The 19,834-nt window shown below is 74.2% G+C and carries 20 protein-coding genes, 1 tRNA gene and 1 riboswitch; of the genes, 7 read left to right on the top strand and 14 right to left on the bottom strand.

The annotated features are described in order from the left end of the window. Nucleotides 1–98: 98 nt before the first annotated feature. From ACFQ80_RS02745 to ACFQ80_RS02725, 5 genes are all read left to right on the top strand, one after another. Nucleotides 99–1,613: a sugar ABC transporter ATP-binding protein gene (locus ACFQ80_RS02745; RefSeq protein WP_430562460.1), complete on the top strand. Its 1,515-nt coding sequence runs from the start codon at nucleotides 99–101 to the stop codon at nucleotides 1,611–1,613. Beyond that, nucleotides 1,610–2,641: an ABC transporter permease gene (locus ACFQ80_RS02740; RefSeq protein ID WP_430551963.1), complete on the top strand. Its 1,032-nt coding sequence runs from the start codon at nucleotides 1,610–1,612 to the stop codon at nucleotides 2,639–2,641. The genes ACFQ80_RS02745 and ACFQ80_RS02740 overlap by 4 nt, the downstream gene beginning before the upstream one ends. Beyond that, entirely contained in the window at nucleotides 2,638–3,687 is a 1,050-nt protein-coding gene (locus ACFQ80_RS02735; protein WP_430562459.1) for an ABC transporter permease, read from the top strand. The genes ACFQ80_RS02740 and ACFQ80_RS02735 overlap by 4 nt, the downstream gene beginning before the upstream one ends. Further along, a complete protein-coding gene (gene rhaS, locus ACFQ80_RS02730) occupies nucleotides 3,684–4,730 on the top strand; it encodes a rhamnose ABC transporter substrate-binding protein (RefSeq protein ID WP_430562458.1) in 1,047 nt (348 codons plus the stop codon). Before ACFQ80_RS02735 ends, rhaS begins: the two co-directional genes overlap by 4 nt. 62 nt (nucleotides 4,731–4,792) lie before the next feature. Next, entirely contained in the window at nucleotides 4,793–5,407 is a 615-nt protein-coding gene (locus ACFQ80_RS02725; protein WP_430551966.1) for a TetR/AcrR family transcriptional regulator, read from the top strand. A gap of 53 nt (nucleotides 5,408–5,460) precedes the next feature. Here ACFQ80_RS02725 and ACFQ80_RS02720 read toward each other — a convergent pair whose 3' ends face one another. Then, nucleotides 5,461–6,558 (bottom strand): Gfo/Idh/MocA family protein, encoded by a 1,098-nt coding sequence (locus tag ACFQ80_RS02720; protein ID WP_430562457.1) that lies wholly within the window; start codon nucleotides 6,556–6,558, stop codon nucleotides 5,461–5,463. Continuing rightward, a complete protein-coding gene (locus ACFQ80_RS02715) occupies nucleotides 6,555–7,355 on the bottom strand; it encodes a sugar phosphate isomerase/epimerase family protein (protein WP_430562456.1) in 801 nt (266 codons plus the stop codon). Before ACFQ80_RS02715 ends, ACFQ80_RS02720 begins: the two co-directional genes overlap by 4 nt. A gap of 203 nt (nucleotides 7,356–7,558) precedes the next feature. Between ACFQ80_RS02715 and ACFQ80_RS02710 the strand changes: the two genes are divergently transcribed. Next, entirely contained in the window at nucleotides 7,559–8,197 is a 639-nt protein-coding gene (locus tag ACFQ80_RS02710; protein ID WP_430562455.1) for a dihydrofolate reductase family protein, read from the top strand. 20 nt (nucleotides 8,198–8,217) lie between these two features. Here the strand turns inward: ACFQ80_RS02710 and arfB are convergent, their stop codons facing one another. The 12 genes from arfB to ACFQ80_RS02650 all read right to left on the bottom strand — a co-directional run bounded on the left by arfB (nucleotide 8,218) and on the right by ACFQ80_RS02650 (nucleotide 19,299). Then, the gene (gene arfB / locus ACFQ80_RS02705; RefSeq protein ID WP_430551970.1) at nucleotides 8,218–8,655 is read right to left on the bottom strand and encodes an alternative ribosome rescue aminoacyl-tRNA hydrolase ArfB; all 438 of its coding nucleotides are present in this window, start codon (nucleotides 8,653–8,655) and stop codon (nucleotides 8,218–8,220) included. A 58-nt stretch (nucleotides 8,656–8,713) separates the two neighbouring features. Continuing rightward, nucleotides 8,714–9,661 (bottom strand): choloylglycine hydrolase, encoded by a 948-nt coding sequence (bsh, locus tag ACFQ80_RS02700; protein ID WP_430562454.1) that lies wholly within the window; start codon nucleotides 9,659–9,661, stop codon nucleotides 8,714–8,716. Nucleotides 9,662–10,122: 461 nt separating this feature from the next. Continuing rightward, nucleotides 10,123–10,199, bottom strand: a tRNA-Pro gene (locus ACFQ80_RS02695). Nucleotides 10,200–10,250: 51 nt separating this feature from the next. Beyond that, nucleotides 10,251–10,778, bottom strand: a complete 528-nt coding sequence (gene ribH, locus ACFQ80_RS02690; protein WP_430562453.1) for a 6,7-dimethyl-8-ribityllumazine synthase — start codon at nucleotides 10,776–10,778, stop codon at nucleotides 10,251–10,253. After that, the gene (locus ACFQ80_RS02685; RefSeq protein ID WP_430562452.1) at nucleotides 10,775–12,103 is read right to left on the bottom strand and encodes a bifunctional 3,4-dihydroxy-2-butanone-4-phosphate synthase/GTP cyclohydrolase II; all 1,329 of its coding nucleotides are present in this window, start codon (nucleotides 12,101–12,103) and stop codon (nucleotides 10,775–10,777) included. The genes ribH and ACFQ80_RS02685 overlap by 4 nt, the downstream gene beginning before the upstream one ends. Beyond that, the gene (locus tag ACFQ80_RS02680) at nucleotides 12,100–12,741 is read right to left on the bottom strand and encodes a riboflavin synthase (RefSeq protein WP_430562451.1); all 642 of its coding nucleotides are present in this window, start codon (nucleotides 12,739–12,741) and stop codon (nucleotides 12,100–12,102) included. The genes ACFQ80_RS02685 and ACFQ80_RS02680 overlap by 4 nt, the downstream gene beginning before the upstream one ends. Before the next feature lie 3 nt (nucleotides 12,742–12,744). Next, on the bottom strand, nucleotides 12,745–13,812 hold the full coding sequence (ribD, locus tag ACFQ80_RS02675; RefSeq protein WP_430562450.1) for a bifunctional diaminohydroxyphosphoribosylaminopyrimidine deaminase/5-amino-6-(5-phosphoribosylamino)uracil reductase RibD: 1,068 nt from the start codon (nucleotides 13,810–13,812) through the stop codon (nucleotides 12,745–12,747). Between the two features lie 139 nt (nucleotides 13,813–13,951). Further along, nucleotides 13,952–14,081: riboswitch (FMN riboswitch) on the bottom strand. Nucleotides 14,082–14,200: 119 nt separating this feature from the next. Next, complete coding sequence (locus ACFQ80_RS02670; RefSeq protein WP_430562449.1) at nucleotides 14,201–15,244, bottom strand: hypothetical protein; 1,044 nt, start codon at nucleotides 15,242–15,244, stop codon at nucleotides 14,201–14,203. Between the two features lie 7 nt (nucleotides 15,245–15,251). Then, nucleotides 15,252–16,835 (bottom strand): ribosome biogenesis GTPase Der, encoded by a 1,584-nt coding sequence (gene der, locus ACFQ80_RS02665; RefSeq protein WP_430562448.1) that lies wholly within the window; start codon nucleotides 16,833–16,835, stop codon nucleotides 15,252–15,254. A 92-nt stretch (nucleotides 16,836–16,927) separates the two neighbouring features. Beyond that, entirely contained in the window at nucleotides 16,928–17,620 is a 693-nt protein-coding gene (gene cmk, locus ACFQ80_RS02660) for a (d)CMP kinase (protein ID WP_430562447.1), read from the bottom strand. Between the two features lie 121 nt (nucleotides 17,621–17,741). Beyond that, a complete protein-coding gene (locus tag ACFQ80_RS02655) occupies nucleotides 17,742–18,602 on the bottom strand; it encodes a pseudouridine synthase (protein WP_430551980.1) in 861 nt (286 codons plus the stop codon). A gap of 73 nt (nucleotides 18,603–18,675) precedes the next feature. Next, nucleotides 18,676–19,299 (bottom strand): TetR/AcrR family transcriptional regulator, encoded by a 624-nt coding sequence (locus tag ACFQ80_RS02650; protein WP_430562446.1) that lies wholly within the window; start codon nucleotides 19,297–19,299, stop codon nucleotides 18,676–18,678. Between the two features lie 104 nt (nucleotides 19,300–19,403). Between ACFQ80_RS02650 and ACFQ80_RS02645 the strand changes: the two genes are divergently transcribed. Beyond that, the gene (locus ACFQ80_RS02645; protein WP_430551982.1) at nucleotides 19,404–19,826 is read left to right on the top strand and encodes an organic hydroperoxide resistance protein; all 423 of its coding nucleotides are present in this window, start codon (nucleotides 19,404–19,406) and stop codon (nucleotides 19,824–19,826) included. Nucleotides 19,827–19,834: the final 8 nt, after the last annotated feature.

Here is a 19,834-nt window from a genome sequence, read left to right as displayed (position 1 = left end):
CGTTGACGCTGCGCACCGGGGCGAATAGCGTGCTGTGGCAGGCACTTTGAATCGTTTTTAGGCATCGCTCGCGACAACGACGTCGGAGGGAGTGGCCCATGGCGAGCCCACCCGAGGGGCCCGTGCTCGAGCTGCGGGACGTGCGCAAGTCGTTCGGACCCGTCGTCGCGCTGCGCTCCGGCGCGCTGAGCGTCGACGCCGGGTCGATCCACGCCCTCGTCGGCGAGAACGGCGCCGGCAAGTCGACCCTGGTGAAGATCCTGTCCGGCCTGTACCGCCGCGACGCGGGCACGTTCCGGCTGCACGGGCACGACGTCGACTTCACCACCACCGCCGAGGCGAGGGCGGCGGGGGTCGCGGTGATCTACCAGGAGCCCACCCTGTTCCCGGACCTCAGCGTCATGGAGAACATCTTCATGGGCCGTCACCCGCTGCGGACCGGACGCCGGGTCGACCGCCGGGCGATGCGCGACGACGCCGCCGCGCTGTTCGCCCGGCTCGGCGTCTCCCTCGACCCCCTGCGCCCCGCGGAGGGCCTGTCGATCGCCGACCAGCAGATCATCGAGATCGCCAAGGCCATCTCCCTCGACGCGAGCGTGCTCGTCATGGACGAGCCCACCGCGGCGCTGTCCGGGCACGAGGTGCGCCGGCTGTTCCAGGTCGCCCGCGGTCTGCGCGACGAGGGCCGGGCCCTGGTGTTCATCTCCCACCGCCTCGACGAGGTCTTCGACCTGTGCGACGCCGTGACCGTGCTGCGCGACGGCGAGTACGTCGCCACCGCGGCGGTCGACGCCACCACGGTCACCGAGGTCGTGACGCACATGGTCGGCCGCACCGTCGACGACCTGTACCCGAAGGTCCCCGCGCCGATCGGCGACGTCCGGCTGGAGGTCCGCGGCCTGCAGCGCGCGGGCGTGTTCCACGACGTGTCGTTCGACGTCCGGGCCGGGGAGATCGTCGCCCTCGCCGGGCTCGTCGGCGCGGGCCGCAGCGAGATCGCCCGGGCGGTGTTCGGCGTGGATCCCTACGACGCCGGCAGCGTCCGGCTCGACGGCCGCCCGGTACCTCCGCGCAGCCCGCGCGCGGCCGTCCGGGCCGGGATGGCCCTGGTCCCGGAGGACCGCCGCCAGCAGGGCCTGGTCACGGACTCGACGGTCGCACGGAACGTCACCGCCGTGATCCGGTCCCGGATCGCCCGGCTCGGGATGCTCACCTCGGGGCGCGAGAGCGACGCCGCCGCGCCCTGGGCGTCGCGGCTGGAGGTCAAGACGAACGCGCTGGACATGCACGGCAGCACGATGAGCGGCGGGAACCAGCAGAAGGTCGTGATCGCCAAGTGGCTCGCGACCACACCGACCCTGCTCATCATCGACGAGCCCACGCGCGGCATCGACGTCGGGACCAAGGCCGAGGTGCACCGCCTGCTCTCGGAGCTCGCCGGGCAGGGCATGGCGATCCTCATGATCTCCTCGGAGCTGCCGGAGGTGCTCGGCATGGCCGACCGCGTGCTCGTCGTCGCGGAGGGCCGCGTCACCGCCGACCTGTCGCGCGACGAGGCCACCCCCGAGGGCGTCATGCACGCCGCCACCGCGACCCTGGAGCACCAGCCGTGACCGAGCAGCTGGTGGAGCCCAGCCGCCTCTCCCCCGCCCGTCGCGCCTGGCGCACGGTGCGCCGCTCCCGCGAGCTCGCCATCGCGCTCGTCCTGCTCGCCGTGATCGCGGCCGCGACCGCCGCGAACGACAGCTTCCTGCTCAGCCCGAACAGCTGGCGCGACCTGCTCCTCACGCCGTCGGTGCTGGTGGTGCTCGCGGTGGGCCAGGCGGTCGTGATCATCACCCGCAACGTCGACCTGTCGGTGGGCTCGATCCTGGCGCTCACCGCCTACCTCAGCGGGAGGCTGTTCATCGCCAACCCGGACCTCCCGGTGCCGGTGGTGTTCCTCGTGGCCATGCTCGCGGGCGCCGCTCTCGGCCTCGTGAACGGACTGCTCGTGGGCCTCGGGCGCGTGCCCGCCCTCGTGATCACCCTCGGCACGCTGTACGTGTACCGGGGCGTCGTCCTCACCTGGGCCGGCAGCGACCGGGTCAACGCGTCCGACCTGCCCGGCACGTTCCTCGCCCTCGGGACGCGGACCGTGCTGACGGTGCCCGTCCTGGCGGTGGTCGCGCTCGTCGTGCTCGCCGCCGTGGGCTACTACCTGCACACGGCCCGCGGCGGCCGCGAGCTGTACGCGATCGGGTCCGAGCCCGAGGCCGCGGTGCTCTACGGCCTGCCCGTCCGCCGCCGGGTGATCGGCGCGTTCGTGCTCTCGGGCGCGCTGGCCGGGCTCGCCGGGATCATGTTCGCGGCCCGTTACGGCACGATCAGCTCCGGGGCGGGCCTCGGCACGGAGCTGCAGGCGGTCGCCGCCGCGGTCATCGGCGGGGTCGCCATCTTCGGCGGCAGCGGCACCGTCTGGGGCGCCGCGCTGGGCGCCGTCCTGCTCGTCACGATCAACCGCGCCCTGCCGATCCTCGGCATCCCCGACTTCTGGCAGCAGGCCGTGGTCGGCGTCCTGATCATCGGCGCGATCGTGCTCGACCGGCTGCTCGCGAACCGCACGGCCCGCCGCCTCGTCCGCGCGAGGGACGCCCGATGACGGCCCCGGGACGCCCCGAGCAGGCCGGGCGCACGTACGCCGCCCACGCCCGACCCTGGTGGCAGCGCGCCCTGCTCACCCGCGAGGCGGGGATCATCGCCCTGCTCGTGGTGGTCGTCGCGCTCTCGCTCCAGTACGTGGACAACTTCCGCAGCCCGCTGACGCTCCCCTACCTCGTGCTGGACACCGCGCCGATCCTGCTCATCGCGCTGCCGATGACGCTCGTGATCATCACCGGCGAGATCGACCTGTCGGTCGCCTCCGTGGTGGGGCTCTCCAGCGTGACCGTCGGCCTCCTGGTCGAGGCGGGCTGGTCGGTGCCGGCCGCCGCCGGTACCGCGCTGCTCGTGGGCGTGGCGTGCGGCGCCCTCAACGGCTTCCTCGTCGCGTTCGTCGGGCTGCCCTCGCTCGCCGTGACGATCGGCACGCTCGCCCTGTACCGCGGCGTCGCCGTGGGGCTGCTGGGCACCAAGGCCGTCACGGACTTCCCCGAGCGCTGGACGGACCTCGCGACCGCCCGGCTCGGGGACACCCAGCTCCCGGTGGTCCTGGTGCCGATCGTCGTGCTGGCCGCCGTCTTCGTCGTCCTGCTGCACGTCACGCCGTTCGGCCGCGGGGTCTACGACATCGGCCTCAGCCCCGACACCGCGCGGTTCAGCGGCGTGGGCGTGGCCCGGACCAAGCTCCTGCTCTTCGTCCTCACCGGCGCGGTCGCCGCCTTCGCGGGGGTGTTCTTCACCCTCCGCTACGGCAGCGCGCGCGGCGACAACGCGACGGGCATGGAGCTGCAGGTGGTCGCGGCCGTCCTGCTCGGCGGCGTGTCGATCTTCGGCGGCCGGGGCGCGCTGCACGGGGTGCTCGCCGGCGTGCTGCTCATCGGCGTCGTCTCGAGCGCCCTGCGGCTGGAGAGCGTCACCGTCAACGTCATCAACATCATCATCGGCGCGCTCCTCGTGCTGTCGGTGATCTCCCCGAGCGTCACCGCCTGGATCGTCCGGCGCCGACGCCCGACCACCCTGCGGCCCGTCGGAAAGGAAGAACGATGAAGCTCACGAACCAGCGGTCGGCCGCCCTCGCGGCCCTCGCGATGACCGCGGCCCTGGCCCTCGCCGGATGCTCCTCCGGGGGCGACGACGGCGGCGGGGGCGGCGGTGAGAGCGGCGGCGGCGGGGGCGGCGACGTGTCGGTCGTCATGCTGCCGAAGAACCTCGGCAACCCCTACTTCGACACCAGCACGAAGGGCGCGAAGGCCGCCACGGACGAGTTCGGCGGCTCCTTCTCGGAGGTCGGGCCCGACACCGCCACGCCCGACGCGCAGGTGCCCTTCATCAACACCGCGGCCCAGCAGGGCACCCAGGCGCTCATCGTGTCGGCCAACGACCCGAAGGCGATCTGCGACGCGCTCGACGAGGCCCGGCAGGCCGGCACGAAGGTCGTGACCTTCGACTCCGACACCGACCCCGCGTGCCGTGACCTGTTCGTCAACCAGGCCTCTGCCGAGGGCATCGCCGAGGTACAGGTCGACATGATCGCCGAGCAGATCGGCGACGCCGGCGAGGTCGCCATCCTCTCCGCCAGCGCGAACGCCACGAACCAGAACGCGTGGATCGAGCTCATGGAGAAGGACCTGGCCGACAACCACCCGGACATCACCCTGGTCGACACCGTCTACGGCAACGACGACGACCAGACCTCGTTCGACAAGACGGCGGCGCTGCTGCAGTCGCACCCGGACCTCAAGGGCATCATCTCGCCCACCACCGTGGGCATCGCCGCGGCGGCCCGGTACGTGTCGACGTCGGACGCGAAGGGCAAGGTCGCCGTCACCGGCCTGGGGACGCCGAACCAGATGCGCGAGTACGTCAAGGACGGCACGGTCACCGAGTTCGCGCTCTGGAACCCGGAGGACCTCGGGTACCTCGCCGCGTTCGCGGCGGACGCCATGGTCGAGGGCACCATCACCGGGGCCGAGGGCGACTCCTTCACCGCCGGCAAGCTCGGCGACTTCACCGTCGACGCCGACGCGACCGTGCTGCTCGGCGACCCCTACCGGTTCAACAAGGACAACATCGACGACTTCGACTTCTGACGGTTCGGGGCCTGTCGGCCACGGCCCGACGGCCGGTCGCCCACGCCGGGTAGGTTGGCGGCGTGGGCGGACCGGGCGGGGCAGACGACGAGGCGCCCCGGCGCGGCTACGCGAAGGGGGCGGCGCGCCGGGCACAGATCCTGGACCAGGTGCTCCGGATGGTCGCGGAGCACGGGGTCGACGCGTCGTCGCTGCGGTCCGTCGCCGACGCGGTCGGCGTCTCGCACGCCACGCTGCGGCACTACTTCCCGTCGCGCGACGACCTGCTCGTCGCCGTCTATCACGAGCACGAGGTCCAGCGGAGCGACGCCGGCGGGCCGCCGTCCTCGGCGGTCGGCGGGATGCGCGAGAGCGCCGTCCTCAACCGCGAGGTGCCCGGCCTCGTCCAGCTCTACACGACCCTCGCCGGCGACGCCGCGGGCGCGGGCCATCCGGTGACGCGCGAGTTCTTCCGCGAGCGCTTCGCCCGCCTGCGGGCCGAGCTGTCCGACCAGGTCCGCGCCGACCAGGAGGCGGGCCGCATCGACCCCGCCGTCGACGCCGGGGACCTCGCCGCGCTGGCGATCGCCGCGTCCGACGGCATCCAGGTGCAGTGGCTGCTCGACCCCGACGCCGTGGACGGCGCGCGCGTGCTCGAGCTGCTCGAGCGGCTGGTGCCGCCCCCGCCGGAGGTCTGACGCGACGAGGGGCCGGGTCCCGCAGGACCCGGCCCCTCGGCGTGACGGCGAGGTCAGAAGGTCGACGCCGCCGGGTCGAAGTCCTCCGCCAGCGGCGGCGGCGCGTCGACCGTGGACGCGACGTCGATCGCCGTCCCGGACTCCGCGGCGTCGCGGATCGCGAGGAGCACGTCGAGCACGTGCAGCGCGACGGCACCGGACGCCCGCTCGGGCCGCCCCTCCCGGATCGCGCGGGCCAGCTCGACGACGCCGGTGCCGCGGCCCCAGGTGGATCCGGTGGCGGGGACGGTCTCGGGCTCGTCCTGCCCGTAGCGCCACAGGGTGGAGTCGCCGTCGAACACGTTCGGGTCGGGCAGCACGATCGTGCCCGTCGTGCCGTTGATCTCGACGAACCCGGCGCGCGGCAGGGCGTGCTGGAACGAGAACGTCGACTGCGCCGACTGCCCGCCGCGGAACTGGATCAGCGCCGCGTGGTGGGTCGGCACCTCGACGGGGAACGTCGCGCCGGCACGCGGGCCGGACGCGATCGTGCGCTTCTCGAGCGACTTCGACGACACCGCCTGGACGCGGGACGCCGCCCCCAGCGCGTGCACGAGCGTCGTGACGTAGTAGGGCCCCATGTCGAACAGCGGGCCCGCGCCCGTCGCGTACAGGAAGTCGGGGTCCGGGTGCCATGCCTCGGGGCCCGGGACGTGGAACATCGTCGTCGCCGTCAGAGGCTCGCCGATGTCCCCGCGGGCGATGGCGCGCAGCGCGGACTGGATGCCCGCGCCGAGCACGGTGTCCGGGGCGCACGCGACGCGCAGCCCCTTCGCCTCGGCGACGGCAAGCAGGGCGGCGGCGGACGCGTGGTCGGTCGCGATCGGCTTCTCGCTCCACACGTGCTTGCCGGCGGCGACGATCTGGTGCCCGACCTCGGCGTGCACCGCCGGGATCGTCAGGTTGACGACGATCTCGATGTCGTCACGGGCCAGCAGCTCCTCCACCGTGCCCGACGACGGGACGCCGTAGGCCTCCGCCTGCGCGCCGGCCCGGTCGAGCAGCACGTCGGCGACCATGCGGACCTCGACGTCGGCGAACTTCGTGAGGTTCTCGAGGTACTGCGTGGAGATGTTCCCGGCACCGATGATGCCGACACCGACGCTGCTCACTTGTCGTTCTCCTGCAGCCAGGCGAGGGACGCGGCGACGCCCTCGAAGACGTCACCCGCGTAGGAGTCGAACTCCACGACGCGGATGGCCTGCGGCGCGGCGGCGAGGATCGCCGGCACGTCGACGTCGCCCTGCCCGGCGGGCACCTGGTTCTCGTACGCGGCCTTGAGGGCAGGCGGCACGTCGAGGGCGCTCTCGCTGGAGGGCAGCACGGTCGCGATGTCGCCGGACACCTCCCCGTCCTTGACGTGGATGGCGACGACGCGGTCGCCGAGCGTCTTGAGCACGGCCGGTGCGTCGGCGCCACCGACGGTGGCCCAGAAGGTGTCGACCTCGAGGACGGCCTCCGGGTCGAGGTGCTCGGCGAAGATCTCGAACACCGGGCGCCCGTCGACCTTGTTGGTGAACTCCCACTGGTGGTTGTGGTAGCCGAAGCGCAGGCCGTGGCCCGCCGCCCGGGCCGTCAGCTCGTTGACGCGCTCGGCGAGCTTCTTCGCGTCGTCCGCCGTCTGCCACCGCTCGGTCGGGACGAACGGGTCGATGACGATCCCGATCCCGAGGCGGGCGGCGGCCTCGAAGACGACGTCGGGCTGGGCGACGTCGATGACGGCGGCGTGCCCTGACGGCGCGGCGAGACCCGTGGCGGCGAAGGCACGCTCGAAGTCGGCGGCGCGCTCGACGAACGCGTACGGCTCGACGTGCTCGTACCCGATCTCGCGCACGCGCGCGACGGCGGCGTCCAGGTCGGCGGCGATGGCATCCCGCAGCGAGTACAGCTGCACGGACGTGATGGGCATCTGGGGCTCCTTCGCGTGGTCGGCGGTCCGACTTCCGTCGATGCCCGTACAGAAGTACGTCGCACCGCGCCGGAAGCCGTGGACGAGCCTACCCCCAAAACCTCACAGTGGAAGGTTTCTGCGCCGATGAGTTCCTCCGACCCGGGAGGTCCTTCCCGTGAGCCGGCCGACCATGTGGGCCGGACGACCTTCCGGAGGACACCATGGGACTCATCCACCTCGAGCTGTTCGCCACCCTGGACCTGGTCGCCCAGGCGCCGGGCGGCCCCGACGAGGACCCGCAGGGCTTCCCGTTCGGGGGCTGGCAGGCCCCGCTGATCGACGAGGTCGCCGGGGAGCAGATCGACGCCGCCTACGGCGAGGGGACGGACGCGCTCCTGCTGGGCCGGCGGACCTACGACATCTTCGCCGCGTACTGGCCGCACCAGAGCGGCGGCGGCCAGGACGGCGACATCGCGACCCTCTTCAACAGCATCCCGAAGTACGTCGCCTCCCGCGGCACCCCCGACCTCTCCTGGGCCGGCTCCACCCAGCTCGGCCCGGACCTGCCCGCCGCCGTGCGGGAGATCCGCGACCGCCACGAGCACGTCCGCGTCGTCGGCAGCCTGAACCTCGTGCAGACCCTCCTGCACGAGAAGCTGTTCGACCGCATCGACCTCTGGGTCCACCCCATCGTCCTGGGCGTCGGGAAGAAGGTGTTCGACGGCGGGGAGGTGCCGACGAACCTCCGGCTGCTCGAGCCCCCTGCCGCCGGCCCCAGCGGCACCGTGTACCTCCACTACGGCCTCGCCGACGGCGTGCCCGCCACGGGGGACATGGGTGCTCCGGACCGCGGCGCCTGACGACCGCCGCGCCCGCCGGTTCAGTCCTGCGGCGGGCGCCGCATCCGCTTGACGCCCGCACGACGCTTCTTCGCGTCGATGCGCCGCTGCGCCGACCCGCGGGTCGGCCGCGTCGGGCGGCGGCGCGGCCCCGGCGGCGCGAGCGCCTCGGCGACGAGCGCCGCGAGACGGGTCCGGGCGACCTCCCGGTTGCGCAGCTGGGCGCGGTGCTGGGAGGCCGCGACCGTCACGACCCCGCGCACGGCACGGCCCGCCAGGTGCTCGAGGACCCGCGCGCGCTGCGCCTCCGTGAGCGACCTCGACTCCCCCACGTCCCACGACAGCTCGACGCGCGAGTCCGCCGTGTTCACGCCCTGACCGCCCGGACCCGACGAGCGCGAGAACCGCCAGGACAGCTCCCGCTCGGGGACGACGAGGGCCGCCGTCACGCGCAGGCCGGAGTGAGGGTCGTCGGGCACGCGTCCATCATGCCCGGTGCGTGCCCGCGAGCGCGGCCTCGACCTCCTCCACGTCGCGCTACGCCAGGACCAGGTCCGAGCCGTCGGCCGGATGGTCGGCCATCGCGACGCTGCGGATCGCCGGGTCGTCGTAGGTGTTCCAGTAGTACGTCGAGGTCTGGGAGGAGAAGAGCCCCGTGTAGATCGTGATCTCGAACTCGCCCGAGCCCATCGCGGCGCAGCCGTCGACCATCGCCACCTGCTGCAGGGTATGGAACGCGCGGCTGACGTTCTCCGCCTCGCTCTCCCTGCCGGGGTAGTGCGCGTTGACGTACGCCGCGCGGACGAACCGGGACGGCGAGTAGTAGTCGCCGGGGATCCCGCGCATGTGCGAACCCGACCCGAACGGGCCGAGGAGCGCCCTGCCCAGCGCGACGTCCTGAGGAAACTCCGGCGAGGTGTTGAGGTAGTTGCGCAGGTTCTCGTGGTGCCAGGCGAACCCGGGCTGGTTCGTCAGCACGTCGACGTCGTCGTCGAACACGTGCATGCCGTCGCTCGTGTGCTCCACCACGATCGCCCGCGTGCCGTCGGCGACGATCCAGTGGAGCAGCGAGCTGGGGAACTTGTCGTTGATCGGCCGGTCGACGATCACCACGTCCGCGAGCGCGGCCTCGACCTCGTCCACGCTCGCGAACTGCGAGCAGACCCACAGGGGGAACTCGAACGCGGCGACGTTGACGGCGCCGTCCACCGGGGCGGGGGCGTAGGCCGCGTATCCCGGGAAGTTGAGCCCCGCGACCGCCAGCCCCGCGGCGTTCCCGCAGTCGAAGTAGAGCGGCGTGGCCTCCTCCACGATGCCCATGCCGATGGTGGCGTGCTTGATGTCAGGCACGGCACCGAACGGCGACCTCGGTGCGAACCCGGTGGGCGTCATCACCACCTGCTGCCCGTAGCCGGTCGTCCAGTCGAGGTTTCGTGCGAGGTAGACGCTGCCGTGACCGTCGGAGAACCGGATTCCCGTGCACATGTCGTGTTTCCCCTCGTCGTCGTGTCGATGCGACGTGACTGAGGCGTGCTCGCCCATGCCGCGTCGTGTCCCGTCTCGTGGCCATCGTCGCCCGCAGCGGACCGGGTCGCCCGGGGGCGACGCACGGGGCCGCAGACGCGTTCGTCCGGTGGCGACGTCAGGACACGTCGGCAGCAGGTCCGGCGGGCGCGAGGGTCGGCAGCCTGTACCGGGCGTACGAGCCCACGTGGATCGCGTGCAGCCCGCCGACGACGGCGGCGGGTATCCGGTACTGCCGCAGCTCTCCGTCGATGACGAAGAACTCGCTCGCGACGGCCTCGGCGAGCTGCTCGTCGGTGTACCGGCGTTGGCGTCCCGTGGGGAGGACGGTCGGGCGCGGGACCGACAGAGAGCGCAGGGCCGACCGACCCGAACGACGAGAGGCTCGGACCGTCTCCGGTCCGAGCCTCTCGTTCGTGTGCTGGTCGGGCTGACAGGATTTGAACCTGCGACCCCTTGACCCCCAGTCAAGTGCGCTACCAAGCTGCGCCACAGCCCGTCGACCCCGCACGTGACACCGTGGTGCCACCCCGCAGGGCCGACCGAAATACTACCCCAGGTCAGACACTGGTCCCGCATCGGCGCGCGCACCGCCGACCTGTGTCGCCCGGACGGCACCGAGGACGCGCGCGGTGGCCAGCGCCGCGGCGGCGGCCTCGTACCCCTTGTCCTCGTGCGAGCCGTCCAGCCCGGCGCGGTCGAGGGCCTGCTGCTCGTCGTCGCACGTCAGGAGCCCGAACCCCACGGGGACGGTGTGGTCGAGGGCCACCCGGCTCAGCCCGTCGGTCGCGGCGGCGCACACGTAGTCGAAGTGCGGGGTGCCGCCGCGGATCACGACGCCCAGGGCGACGACGGCGTCGTACCCGGCCTCCGCGAGCGCCTGGGCGGCGACGGGCAGCTCGAACGAACCGGGCACGCGCACGACCCGGGGGTCGCCGACCCCGTGGTCGGCGCACGCGCGCAGCGCGCCGTCGAGCAGCCCGTCCATGACCACCTGGTGCCAGCTCGCCGCGACGACGGCGACGCGCAGGTCGGAGCAGTCGACGGGCGCCGCGGTCGGGGCGCCGGCGCCGCTCATCGGGCGGCTCCGGCGGCCGTCGGGGCGGGCCGGGTCGCGGGGAGAGTCGAAGGGAGAGTCGGGGCGTCGTGCATCGTTCCTCCGGTGTCGTGCGGGACGTCGGTCAGGTGGGGCAGGTCGTGCCCCATGCGGTCGCGCTTGGTGCGCAGGTAGCCGAGCGTGCGCGGGTGGGCGGGCAGGGTGAGGGGCAGCCGCTCGACGACGTCCGCTCCCCCGGCGACGAGGCCGTCGACCTTGGCGGGGTTGTTGGTCAGCAGGCGCACGGCCGGCACGCCCAGGTCCTTCAGCACGTGCGCGGCGGCGGTGTAGTCGCGGGCGTCGGCGGGCAGCCCCTGGTCGAGGTTGGCGTCGACGGTGTCGCGCCCGACGTCCTGCAGGGCGTAGGCGGCGAGCTTGGCGGCCAGCCCGATCCCCCGCCCCTCGTGCCCGCGCAGGTAGACGACGACACCTCGGCCGGCCTCGGCGATCCGCCGCAGCGACTCGTCGAGCTGCGGCCCGCAGTCGCACCGCAGGCTGCCGAACGCGTCCCCCGTGAGGCACTCGGAGTGCACCCTCGTCAGCGCGGGGCCGTGCCCGGGGGCGGCCAGGGCGTCCAGGGCCCCTGCCACCAGCGCGACGTGCTCGTCGCCCGAGCGGGTGTCCCGGTAGGCCACGGCGGTGAGGTCGCCGTGCCGGGTGGGCAGGGTCGTGACGGCGACGCGCTCGACGAGCAGCTCGGTCGCCCGCCGGTAGGCGACGAGGTCGGCCACGCTGATCAGCGCGAGCCCGTGCTCGGCCGCGAACTCCCGCAGCGCGGGCAGCCGCATCATCGTGCCATCGTCGTGCACCAGCTCGGCGAGCACGCCGGCCTCGCCCCGCCCGGCGAGGCGCGCCAGGTCGACGGCCGCCTCGGTGTGCCCGCGCCGCTCCAGGACGCCGCCGGGACGGGCCCGGAGCGGCAGCACGTGCCCGGGCCTCGTGAGGTCCGCGGGCCCGGTCGCCGGGTCGGCGAGCAGGCGCGCGGTGCGGGCCCGGTCGGCGCCGGAGATCCCGGTCGAGACGCCCGTGGCGGCGTCGACCGTCACCGTGTAGGCCGTGCGGTAGGCGTCCTGGTTCGCCTCGACCATGAGGGGCAGGCCGAGCCGGTCCAGCTGGTGGCCCGCCACGCCCACGCACACGAGGCCGCTGGTGTGCCGCACCAGGAACCCCATGAGCTCGGGCGTCGCGGCGTCCGCGGCCAGGATGAGGTCGCCCTCGTTCTCGCGGTCGGCGTCGTCCGCGACGACGACGGGGCGCCCGGCCGCGACGTCCGCGATCGCCCGCTCGACCCGCCCGACGGCGCTCACCGCGCCGCTCCTGCCGCAGCCGCGAGGCCGTGCGCGGTGCCGGACGCCAGGTGCCGCTCGACGTACTTGCTCAGCACGTCGACCTCGAGGTTGACCGGCTCCCCCACGGCGCGGGCGCCGAGCGTCGTGCGCGCCCGCGTCTCGGGGATGAGGCTCACGGTGAACGCGTCGTCCCGCGCGTCCACCACGGTGAGGCTCACACCGTCGACGGCGATCGAGCCCTGCGCCACGACGTACCGCGCCAGCTCCGGGGGCAGCGCGATCTCGACGACCTCCCACTGCGTGCCCGGCGTGCGCGCGAGCACCGTGCCGACGCCGTCGACGTGCCCCTGCACGACGTGCCCGCCGAACCGCCCGTCGGCCGCGAGCGCCCGCTCGAGGTTGACCGGGTCTCCGGCACGCCGCCCGCCGAGGCTCGTGCGGGCCAGGGTCTCCGCCATGAGGTCGGCCGTCCAGGTGGCACGACCGTCGTGCTCCCCCGTCTCCGCGACGGTCAGGCAGCAGCCGTCGACGGCGATCGAGTCGCCGAGCCGGACGCCGTCGAGCACCCTCTCGGCCGCGACGGTGAGACGGGCGCCGTCCGCGTGCTCGCGCACGGCCACGACGGCGCCGAGCTCCTCCACGATTCCGGTGAACATGGCTCAGTGCTCCTTCCGCGGCCGCAGGGCCAGCCGCACGGTGGGGATGTCGGTGGGGTCGTCCGGGTCCCGGGGCAGGACGGCGACGTCGAGGAGGTCGAGGCGCGCGGCGTCCGCGATGGTCCCGATGCCGAGGTCGGCGACGGCGGAGGCGCCGACGCCGAGCAGCACGGGGGCGACGTAGGCGACGACGTCGTCGACGAGACCGGCGCGCCAGAAGGCGGCGGCGAGGGCGGGACCGCCCTCGAGCAGCACGTGCCGGTGCTCGCGGTACCAGAGCAGGTCCAGCACCTCGTGCGGGTCGTGGGTGCGCAGGTGCATCACCGCCTCCCCGGCGGCCGCGGCCCGCGCGAGCCGGGACGACGCGGGCAGGTCCCGCAGCCCGACGACGACCCGGTCCGGCTGCTGCCCCGTCAGCGGGACGTGCCGCACGGTGAGGTCGGGGTCGTCGGTGAGCGCGGTGCCGGTGCCGACGACGACGGCGTCGACCCCGGCCCGCAGCCGGTGCACGTCGCGCCGCGCGGCCCGCCCGGTGATCCAGCGCGAGGTTCCGTCGGCGGCCGCGGAACGTCCGTCGAGCGTGCTCGCGACCTTCCAGGTGACGACGGGACGGCCGAGCTCCAGCGCGCGCGTCCAGGTGGCGTTGAGGGCGCGGGCCTCGTCCGCCAGGACGCCGCCGACCACCTCCACGCCTGCGGCACGCAGGCGCGCGGCACCCCCCGACGCCGCCGGGTTGGGGTCGTGCTGGGCGTGCACGACCCGTGCGACCCCCGCCTCCAGGAGCGCGTCCACGCACGGCCCGGTGCGCCCGTGGTGGTTGCAGGGCTCGAGCGTGACGACGGCGGTGGCCCCGCGCGCGGCGCCCGGGCCGCGGGACTCGGTCGCGCGGCGCAGCGCCTCGACCTCGGCGTGGGGCGTGCCCGCGCCACGGTGGAGACCCTCCGCGATCGTCGCGCCGTCGGCGTCGAGGAGCACGCACCCGACGCGCGGGTTGGGTCCTCGGGCCGGCACCTGCCCGGCCAGCTCCAGCGCGCGCTGCATCGCGGCGCGCTCCGCCGTCGTGGCACTCATGCGTCCTGCCCCTGTCGTCCGGTCGCGGACCCCGGGGCAGGAAGGCGGGGTCGGGACGTGCTCGCACCTCCGGTCCCGGACGTCGTCACGACGGACGGCGCCGGCCACGAGGGCCGGGGACGGACCGGACGGGGAGCCGTCGCGTGCGCTTCCCATCCGGACTTTGACCGTCGGTCCAGGAGTTCCACCTGGTCAACCGGTCACAGGCTGTGACCGGGTCGCGGACTTTCACCGCCGGCTCGGAATTTCACCGACCCCAGAGCACGCGAGCTTTTCGCTCGTCACCGCCGACCGTGCCATGCTCCGCGACCACCTGGCAAGCCCGAGTGGCGGACGTCTCACGGGCCGGCCGTCGCTCCGTCGGTCCCGTGCGTCCGCGCGACGGCGCTCAGCGCGCCCGCGGCCGGACGGAGCGTCGCTCGTCGTCCCGCCCCAGGGCGACCCCGAGGGCGACGAGCACGACGAGGTCGACCGCCAGCCCCGCCACGGCCACCCACTGCACCGTGCGGAACGCGAGGAGCTGGGTGACCAGCAGGCTGACGAGGACGCCCCGGCGCACCCACACCGCGCCCGCGCGATGGTCGCGCGGGCCGACGACGAGCGCCCGCACGACGCACGCCACCGTCACGGCGACGGCCGCGAGGATGCCGACGCCGACCCAGGTCGGGACCGCGACGCCGCCGAGCAGCACCCGCAGCGCCACCACGACCGACCCCGCGCTGGTGCCGAGCACCGCCACCGTCACGACCGCGGCCGCCCAGCGGTGCTCCATCGCGTCGGCGAACCACGCCGACACCCGGACGACCAGCGCCCGCACGGGGTCCGGCACGGCGACCGCGTCCGCGGGCACGGCCTCGACGAGCGCGGCCACCTCGTCGGCGGCGGGCTCGCCGCGGCCCCGCTCCACGAGCGCCCGCGCCTCCTCGCGCTCCGCGTCGGTGAAGCCGCCCGCCACCCCGGCCACGGCACGGTCGGTCGCCACCGCGAGGTACTCGGCCGGGTGGTGCGACCGCCTCCCGTGCAGCGCCTCCACGAGCAGCACGAGCACGACGACGACCGCGTAGATGAGCGCCGCCGTCGGCTCGTAGAAGTAGTCGTTGTCCGAGGTGACGAACTTGCCGATCTCGTCGACGAACAGCCCGAAGCCGACGCCGCCCAGCACCGCGCCGAGCGACCGCGGCGCCGGCCCCACCCAGGAGAGCAGCACCACCACCGCGAGCGCCATGCCGAGACCGCCCCAGAGCACGTGCGCCACGTGCAGACCGCCGCCGCCCACCTGCGGGTAGCCGGAAGCAGCGAGGAGGAACCGGGTCACGAGCACCGTCGCCACCGCAACCACCAGGAACGTCACCAGGTGGCGCACCGCGGACGTGTCGCGCGCCACGCCCAGGCGCAGCAGGCGACCCCGGCGGGCCAGCGGGGCAGCGCTCATCGGCAGCTCATCGGCGCCGCTTCTCCCGCACGCGGACGCTGATCTCGATGGGCGACCCCTCGAACCCGAAGGTCTCGCGCAGGCGGCGCTCGATGAACCGGCGGTAGCCCGCCTCGAGGAACCCGGTCGCGAAGATGACGAACCGCGGCGGGCGGGTCGAGGCCTGCGTGCCGAACAGGATGCGCGGCTGCTTGCCGCCCCGCAGCGGGTGGGGGTGGGCGGCCACCAGCTCGCCGAGGAAGGCGTTGAGGCGGCCGGTGGGGATGCGGGTGTCCCACGACTCGAGCGACGTCTCGAGCGCGCGCGTCAGCTTGTCGGTGTGCCAGCCCGTGCGGGCGGAGACGTTGACGCGCGGCGCCCACTGCACCTGCACCAGGTCCCGCTCGATCTCGCGCTCGAGGTACGGGCGACGGTCGTCGTCCATGAGGTCCCACTTGTTGTACGCGATGACGAGCGCCCGGCCGGCGTCGACGGCCTGGGAGATGACGCGCGTGTCCTGCTCGGTCATCGGCTCCGAGGCGTCGACGAGCACGACGGCGACCTCGGCCTTCTCGATCGCCGCCTGCGTGCGCAGCGACGCGTAGAAGTCGGCGCCGCGCGTCTGGTGCACGCGGCGGCGGATGCCGGCCGTGTCGACGAACCAGTACGGCACGCCCTTGATCTCCACGAGCTCGTCGACCGGGTCGCGCGTGGTGCCCGCGGTCTCGTCGACGACGACGCGCTCGGCCCCGGCGATCTTGTTCAGCAGCGAGGACTTGCCGACGTTCGGGCGGCCCACGAGGGCCACCCGGCGCGGGCCGGCGGGCCGCAGCTCCCCGTGCTCGGAGACCTCGGGCAGCACCTTCATCGCGGCGTCCAGCAGGTCGCCGGTGCCGCGGCCGTGCAGCGCGGACACGGGGTGCGGCTCGCCCAGGCCGAGCGACCACAGGTAGGCGGCGTCCGCCTCGCCCGACGGCCCGTCCACCTTGTTGGCGGCCAGCACGACGGGCTTGCCCGAGCGGCGCAGCAGCTCCACGACGCGCTCGTCGGTCGACGTCGCGCCCACCGTGGAGTCGACGACGAAGATGACCGCGTCGGCCAGCTCGACGGCGACCTCTGCCTGCTCGGCGACCTTCGACTCGATGCCGGCGACGTCGACCTCCCAGCCGCCGGTGTCCACGAGGGTGAAGTCGCGGCCGGCCCACTCGCCGGGGTAGCTCACGCGGTCGCGCGTGACGCCCGGGGTATCCTCCACGACGGCCTCGCGGCGGCCGAGGATGCGGTTGACGAGGGTCGACTTGCCGACGTTGGGGCGCCCGACGACGGCGAGCACCGGCAGCGGCGCCTCGCCCGGGCCGAAGCCCTCCTCGTCCCACTCGGCGTCCAGCAGCGCGCGGTCGGCCTCGTCGAGCTCGAAGTCCTCCAGGCCGGCGCGCAGCGCGCGCTCGCGCGCCTCGTCGTCGCCGTCGGACTCGAGGACCTCCGCCACGGCGTCACGGCCCTCGGTGTCCGCACGGTCCGCGGGCGCCGCGGCGATGCCGGGCGCAGGCGGGGCGGTGGGCTCGTCGGTGGGCTCGGCAGCAGGCACGGAGCCGTCGGCGGGAGTGGTCATGCGCACCATTCTCCCAGGCCGAGCGACGTGTCACGAACGAGACCCGCGTCACCGCGTCCGGCGCGGCGCCGCGCAGCCGTCGCGGCGGCGCGTCAGGCGGTGACCTGCGCGACGACCGCGAGCACGGCGTCGACCGTCTGGTCGAAGTCGAGGTCGGAGGAGTCGACGGTGACGACGCCGTCGGCGGCGACCTGGAACTGGCTGACGGTGGAGTCGTCGCGGTCGCGGCGCAGCACCTGGTCGCGCGTCGCCTCGACGGCCGACTCGTCGGCCGCGCCGTGCACCTCGAGCGAGCGGCGGCGCAGGCGCGCCTCCTCGCTGGCGGTCAGGAGCACGCGGGCGTCGGCGTCGGGCGCGACCACGGTCGTGATGTCGCGCCCCTCAGCGACGATGCCCTTGCCGCCCGAGTAGCCGCCCGGCGCGCCCTCGGTCTCGATGACGGCGCGCTGCCGGCGTCGGAGCTCGGCGCGCACCTCGAGGTTGGTGGCCACCTGCGAGACGGCAGTGGAGACCTCGGTGGTGCGGATCGCCGCGGCGACGTCGCGACCGCCGAGGTGCACCGTCGGGGCCGTCGGGTCGACGCCCATCTCGAGCGGCATGGCGCGCACGGCGTCGGCCACCGCGGCCTGGTCGGCGAGGTCCGTGCCGCCGTCGACGCACCACAGCGTCGCGGCCCGGTACATCGCCCCGGTGTCGAGGTAGGCGAGCCCCAGCCGGGCCGCCACCGCCTTGGAGACGCTGGACTTGCCGGACCCGGAGGGACCGTCGACGGCGATGACGACCACGTGTGCTCACCTTCTGTTGTCGCGCGGGTCTGCCGCGCGGGACTGCGGGACTACGGGTGCTGCTGGGACTGCTGGGACTGCTGGGACTGCTGGGTCGACGCGGGTCGGTGGTGCGACGGCGTCACATGTCGACGTCGCGCATGAGGGTGCCGAGCTCGGTGCGCCCGAGCACCCGCGAGCGCCCGACTCGCAGGTCGCCGAGGGCGATGGGGCCGATCCGGGTCCGCACCAGGCGCGTCACCGGGAAGCCGACGGCCTCGAGCATGCGCCGCACGATCCGGTTGCGGCCCTCGTGCAGCACCACCTCGATCATGGTCTCGCCGGGCACCGAGTCCACCACGCGGACCTTGTCGGCGCGCGCGAGGCCGTCCTCGAGCTCGACGCCGTCGGTGAGCTGCTTCGCGTGGCGGGGGTAGAACTCGCCGCCCGTCACGGTGACGAGGTACGTCTTGCGGATCTCGTACCGGGGGTGCGCGAGCCGGTTCGCGAGCTCGCCGTCGTTCGTGAGGAGCAGCAGGCCCTCGCTGTCGGCGTCGAGCCGGCCGACGTGGAACAACCGCTCCGACCGGTCCTTGACCAGGTCGGCGAGCGTGGGGCGGCCCTCGGGGTCGCTCATCGTGGAGACCACGCCGAGCGGCTTGTTCAGCGCGAGGGTGATCTTCGAGGTGTCGAGCTGCACGCGCATGCCGTCCACGTGCACGGCGGCGGTGGCGGGGTCGACGCGCACGCCGAGCTCCGTGACGAGGACGCCGTCCACCTCGACGTGGCCCTCGGCGATGAGCTCCTCGCACTTGCGGCGCGAGCCCAGGCCCGCCTGGGCGAGCACCTTCTGCAGGCGGACGCCGTCGGCGACGTGGACGTCACGGTCGGGCTCGCCCGAGCGCGGTGCGGGGCGACGGGGTGCGGCCTTGCGGGGGCGCTGCGCAGCGGGGCCCTGCGGACGGCTGGTGCGGCGGCTCCCGCCGCGGCGTTCGGTGCTCATGGTGCTCGATTCTCTCAGGTCCCCCCGAACCTGCTCGACACACCTGCACGACTGCCGCCCGACGCCCGGGCCGTCACCCCCGGTGGGCGGCCAGGACGGCGGCGAAGCCCGCGGCGAGGCGCGGCGCCACGACGCCCGCGTCGTCCACGTCCCCGCACACCATCGCCCCGTCGCGGAGCATCATCAGCTCGGCGGCCGCGGCCGCGGGGTCGTCGGCGCCGCCGTCGCGGGCGACGGCGGCGAGGAAGGCCGCGTACCAGGCGCGATGGTCGGCGACCGCGCGCCGGACGGGGTGTGCGGGGTCGGCGAACTCGGCCCCGGCGTTGACGAACGCGCAGCCGCGGAACCGGTCGCCCCGCGCCACCTCGCCGAGCGCCCCGGCGAGCGCCGCGAGGGCCCCGGCCGCGTCGCCCGCGTGCTGCGACCGGATCTCCTCCAGCCGCTCGCGCTCGGCGGCCGCGAGCTCCCCGAGGTAGGCGACGACCAGGTCGTCCTTCGTCGGGAAGTGCCGGTAGAAGGTGACCTTCGACACGCCGGCCGCGGCGATGACCTTGTCCGCGCTCACGGCACGGATGCCCTCCGCGTAGAAGAGCCCGCTCCCCGCCTCGACGATCCGCTCGCGCACCCGCCCGCGGCCGTGCCCGCCCGCCCGCCCGGCCGGTCCGGTGGCCGTCTCCTCCGGCGCGCTGGTCTCCATCTGCCCAACCTCTCACGTCCGGCCCGGCACCGGGCCCTTGCTTGCGGCGACGGTCGCCGCATGATCTAGTAGACGAACTAGTAACTCTACCGAGAGGACACACCATGAGCGCGATCTACACGGCGGTCGCCACCGCGACCGGCGAGGGACGGGACGGGCGGTCCCGCTCCGACGACGGGCTCCTCGACGTCGACCTCGCGATCCCGAAGGAGATGGGCGGCGCCGGCGGCGCCACGAACCCCGAGCAGCTCTTCGCCGCGGGGTACGCCGCGTGCTTCCACTCCGCGCTGAAGCTCGTCGCGCGGCGCGAGCGGGCCACCGTGAGCGACTCCGCGGTCGTGGCCGAGGTCTCCCTGCACCCGACGCCCGAGGGCGGCTTCGCGCTGACGGTCGCGCTCCATGCCGAGCTCGGCGGCGTCGACCAGGCCACCGCCGACGCCCTCGTCGCCGCCGCGCACCAGGTCTGCCCGTACTCCAACGCCACGCGGGGCAACGTCGACGTCACGGTCGACGCGACGGTCGCCTGACAGCCGCG

Origin of the sequence: Isoptericola sp. NPDC056578 (genome assembly GCF_042793275.1) — a bacterium.
Lineage (GTDB): Bacteria > Actinomycetota > Actinomycetes > Actinomycetales > Cellulomonadaceae > Isoptericola.
Note: the sequence above shows the minus strand (reverse complement) of the source record. Positions and strands in the feature narration are given on the sequence as shown.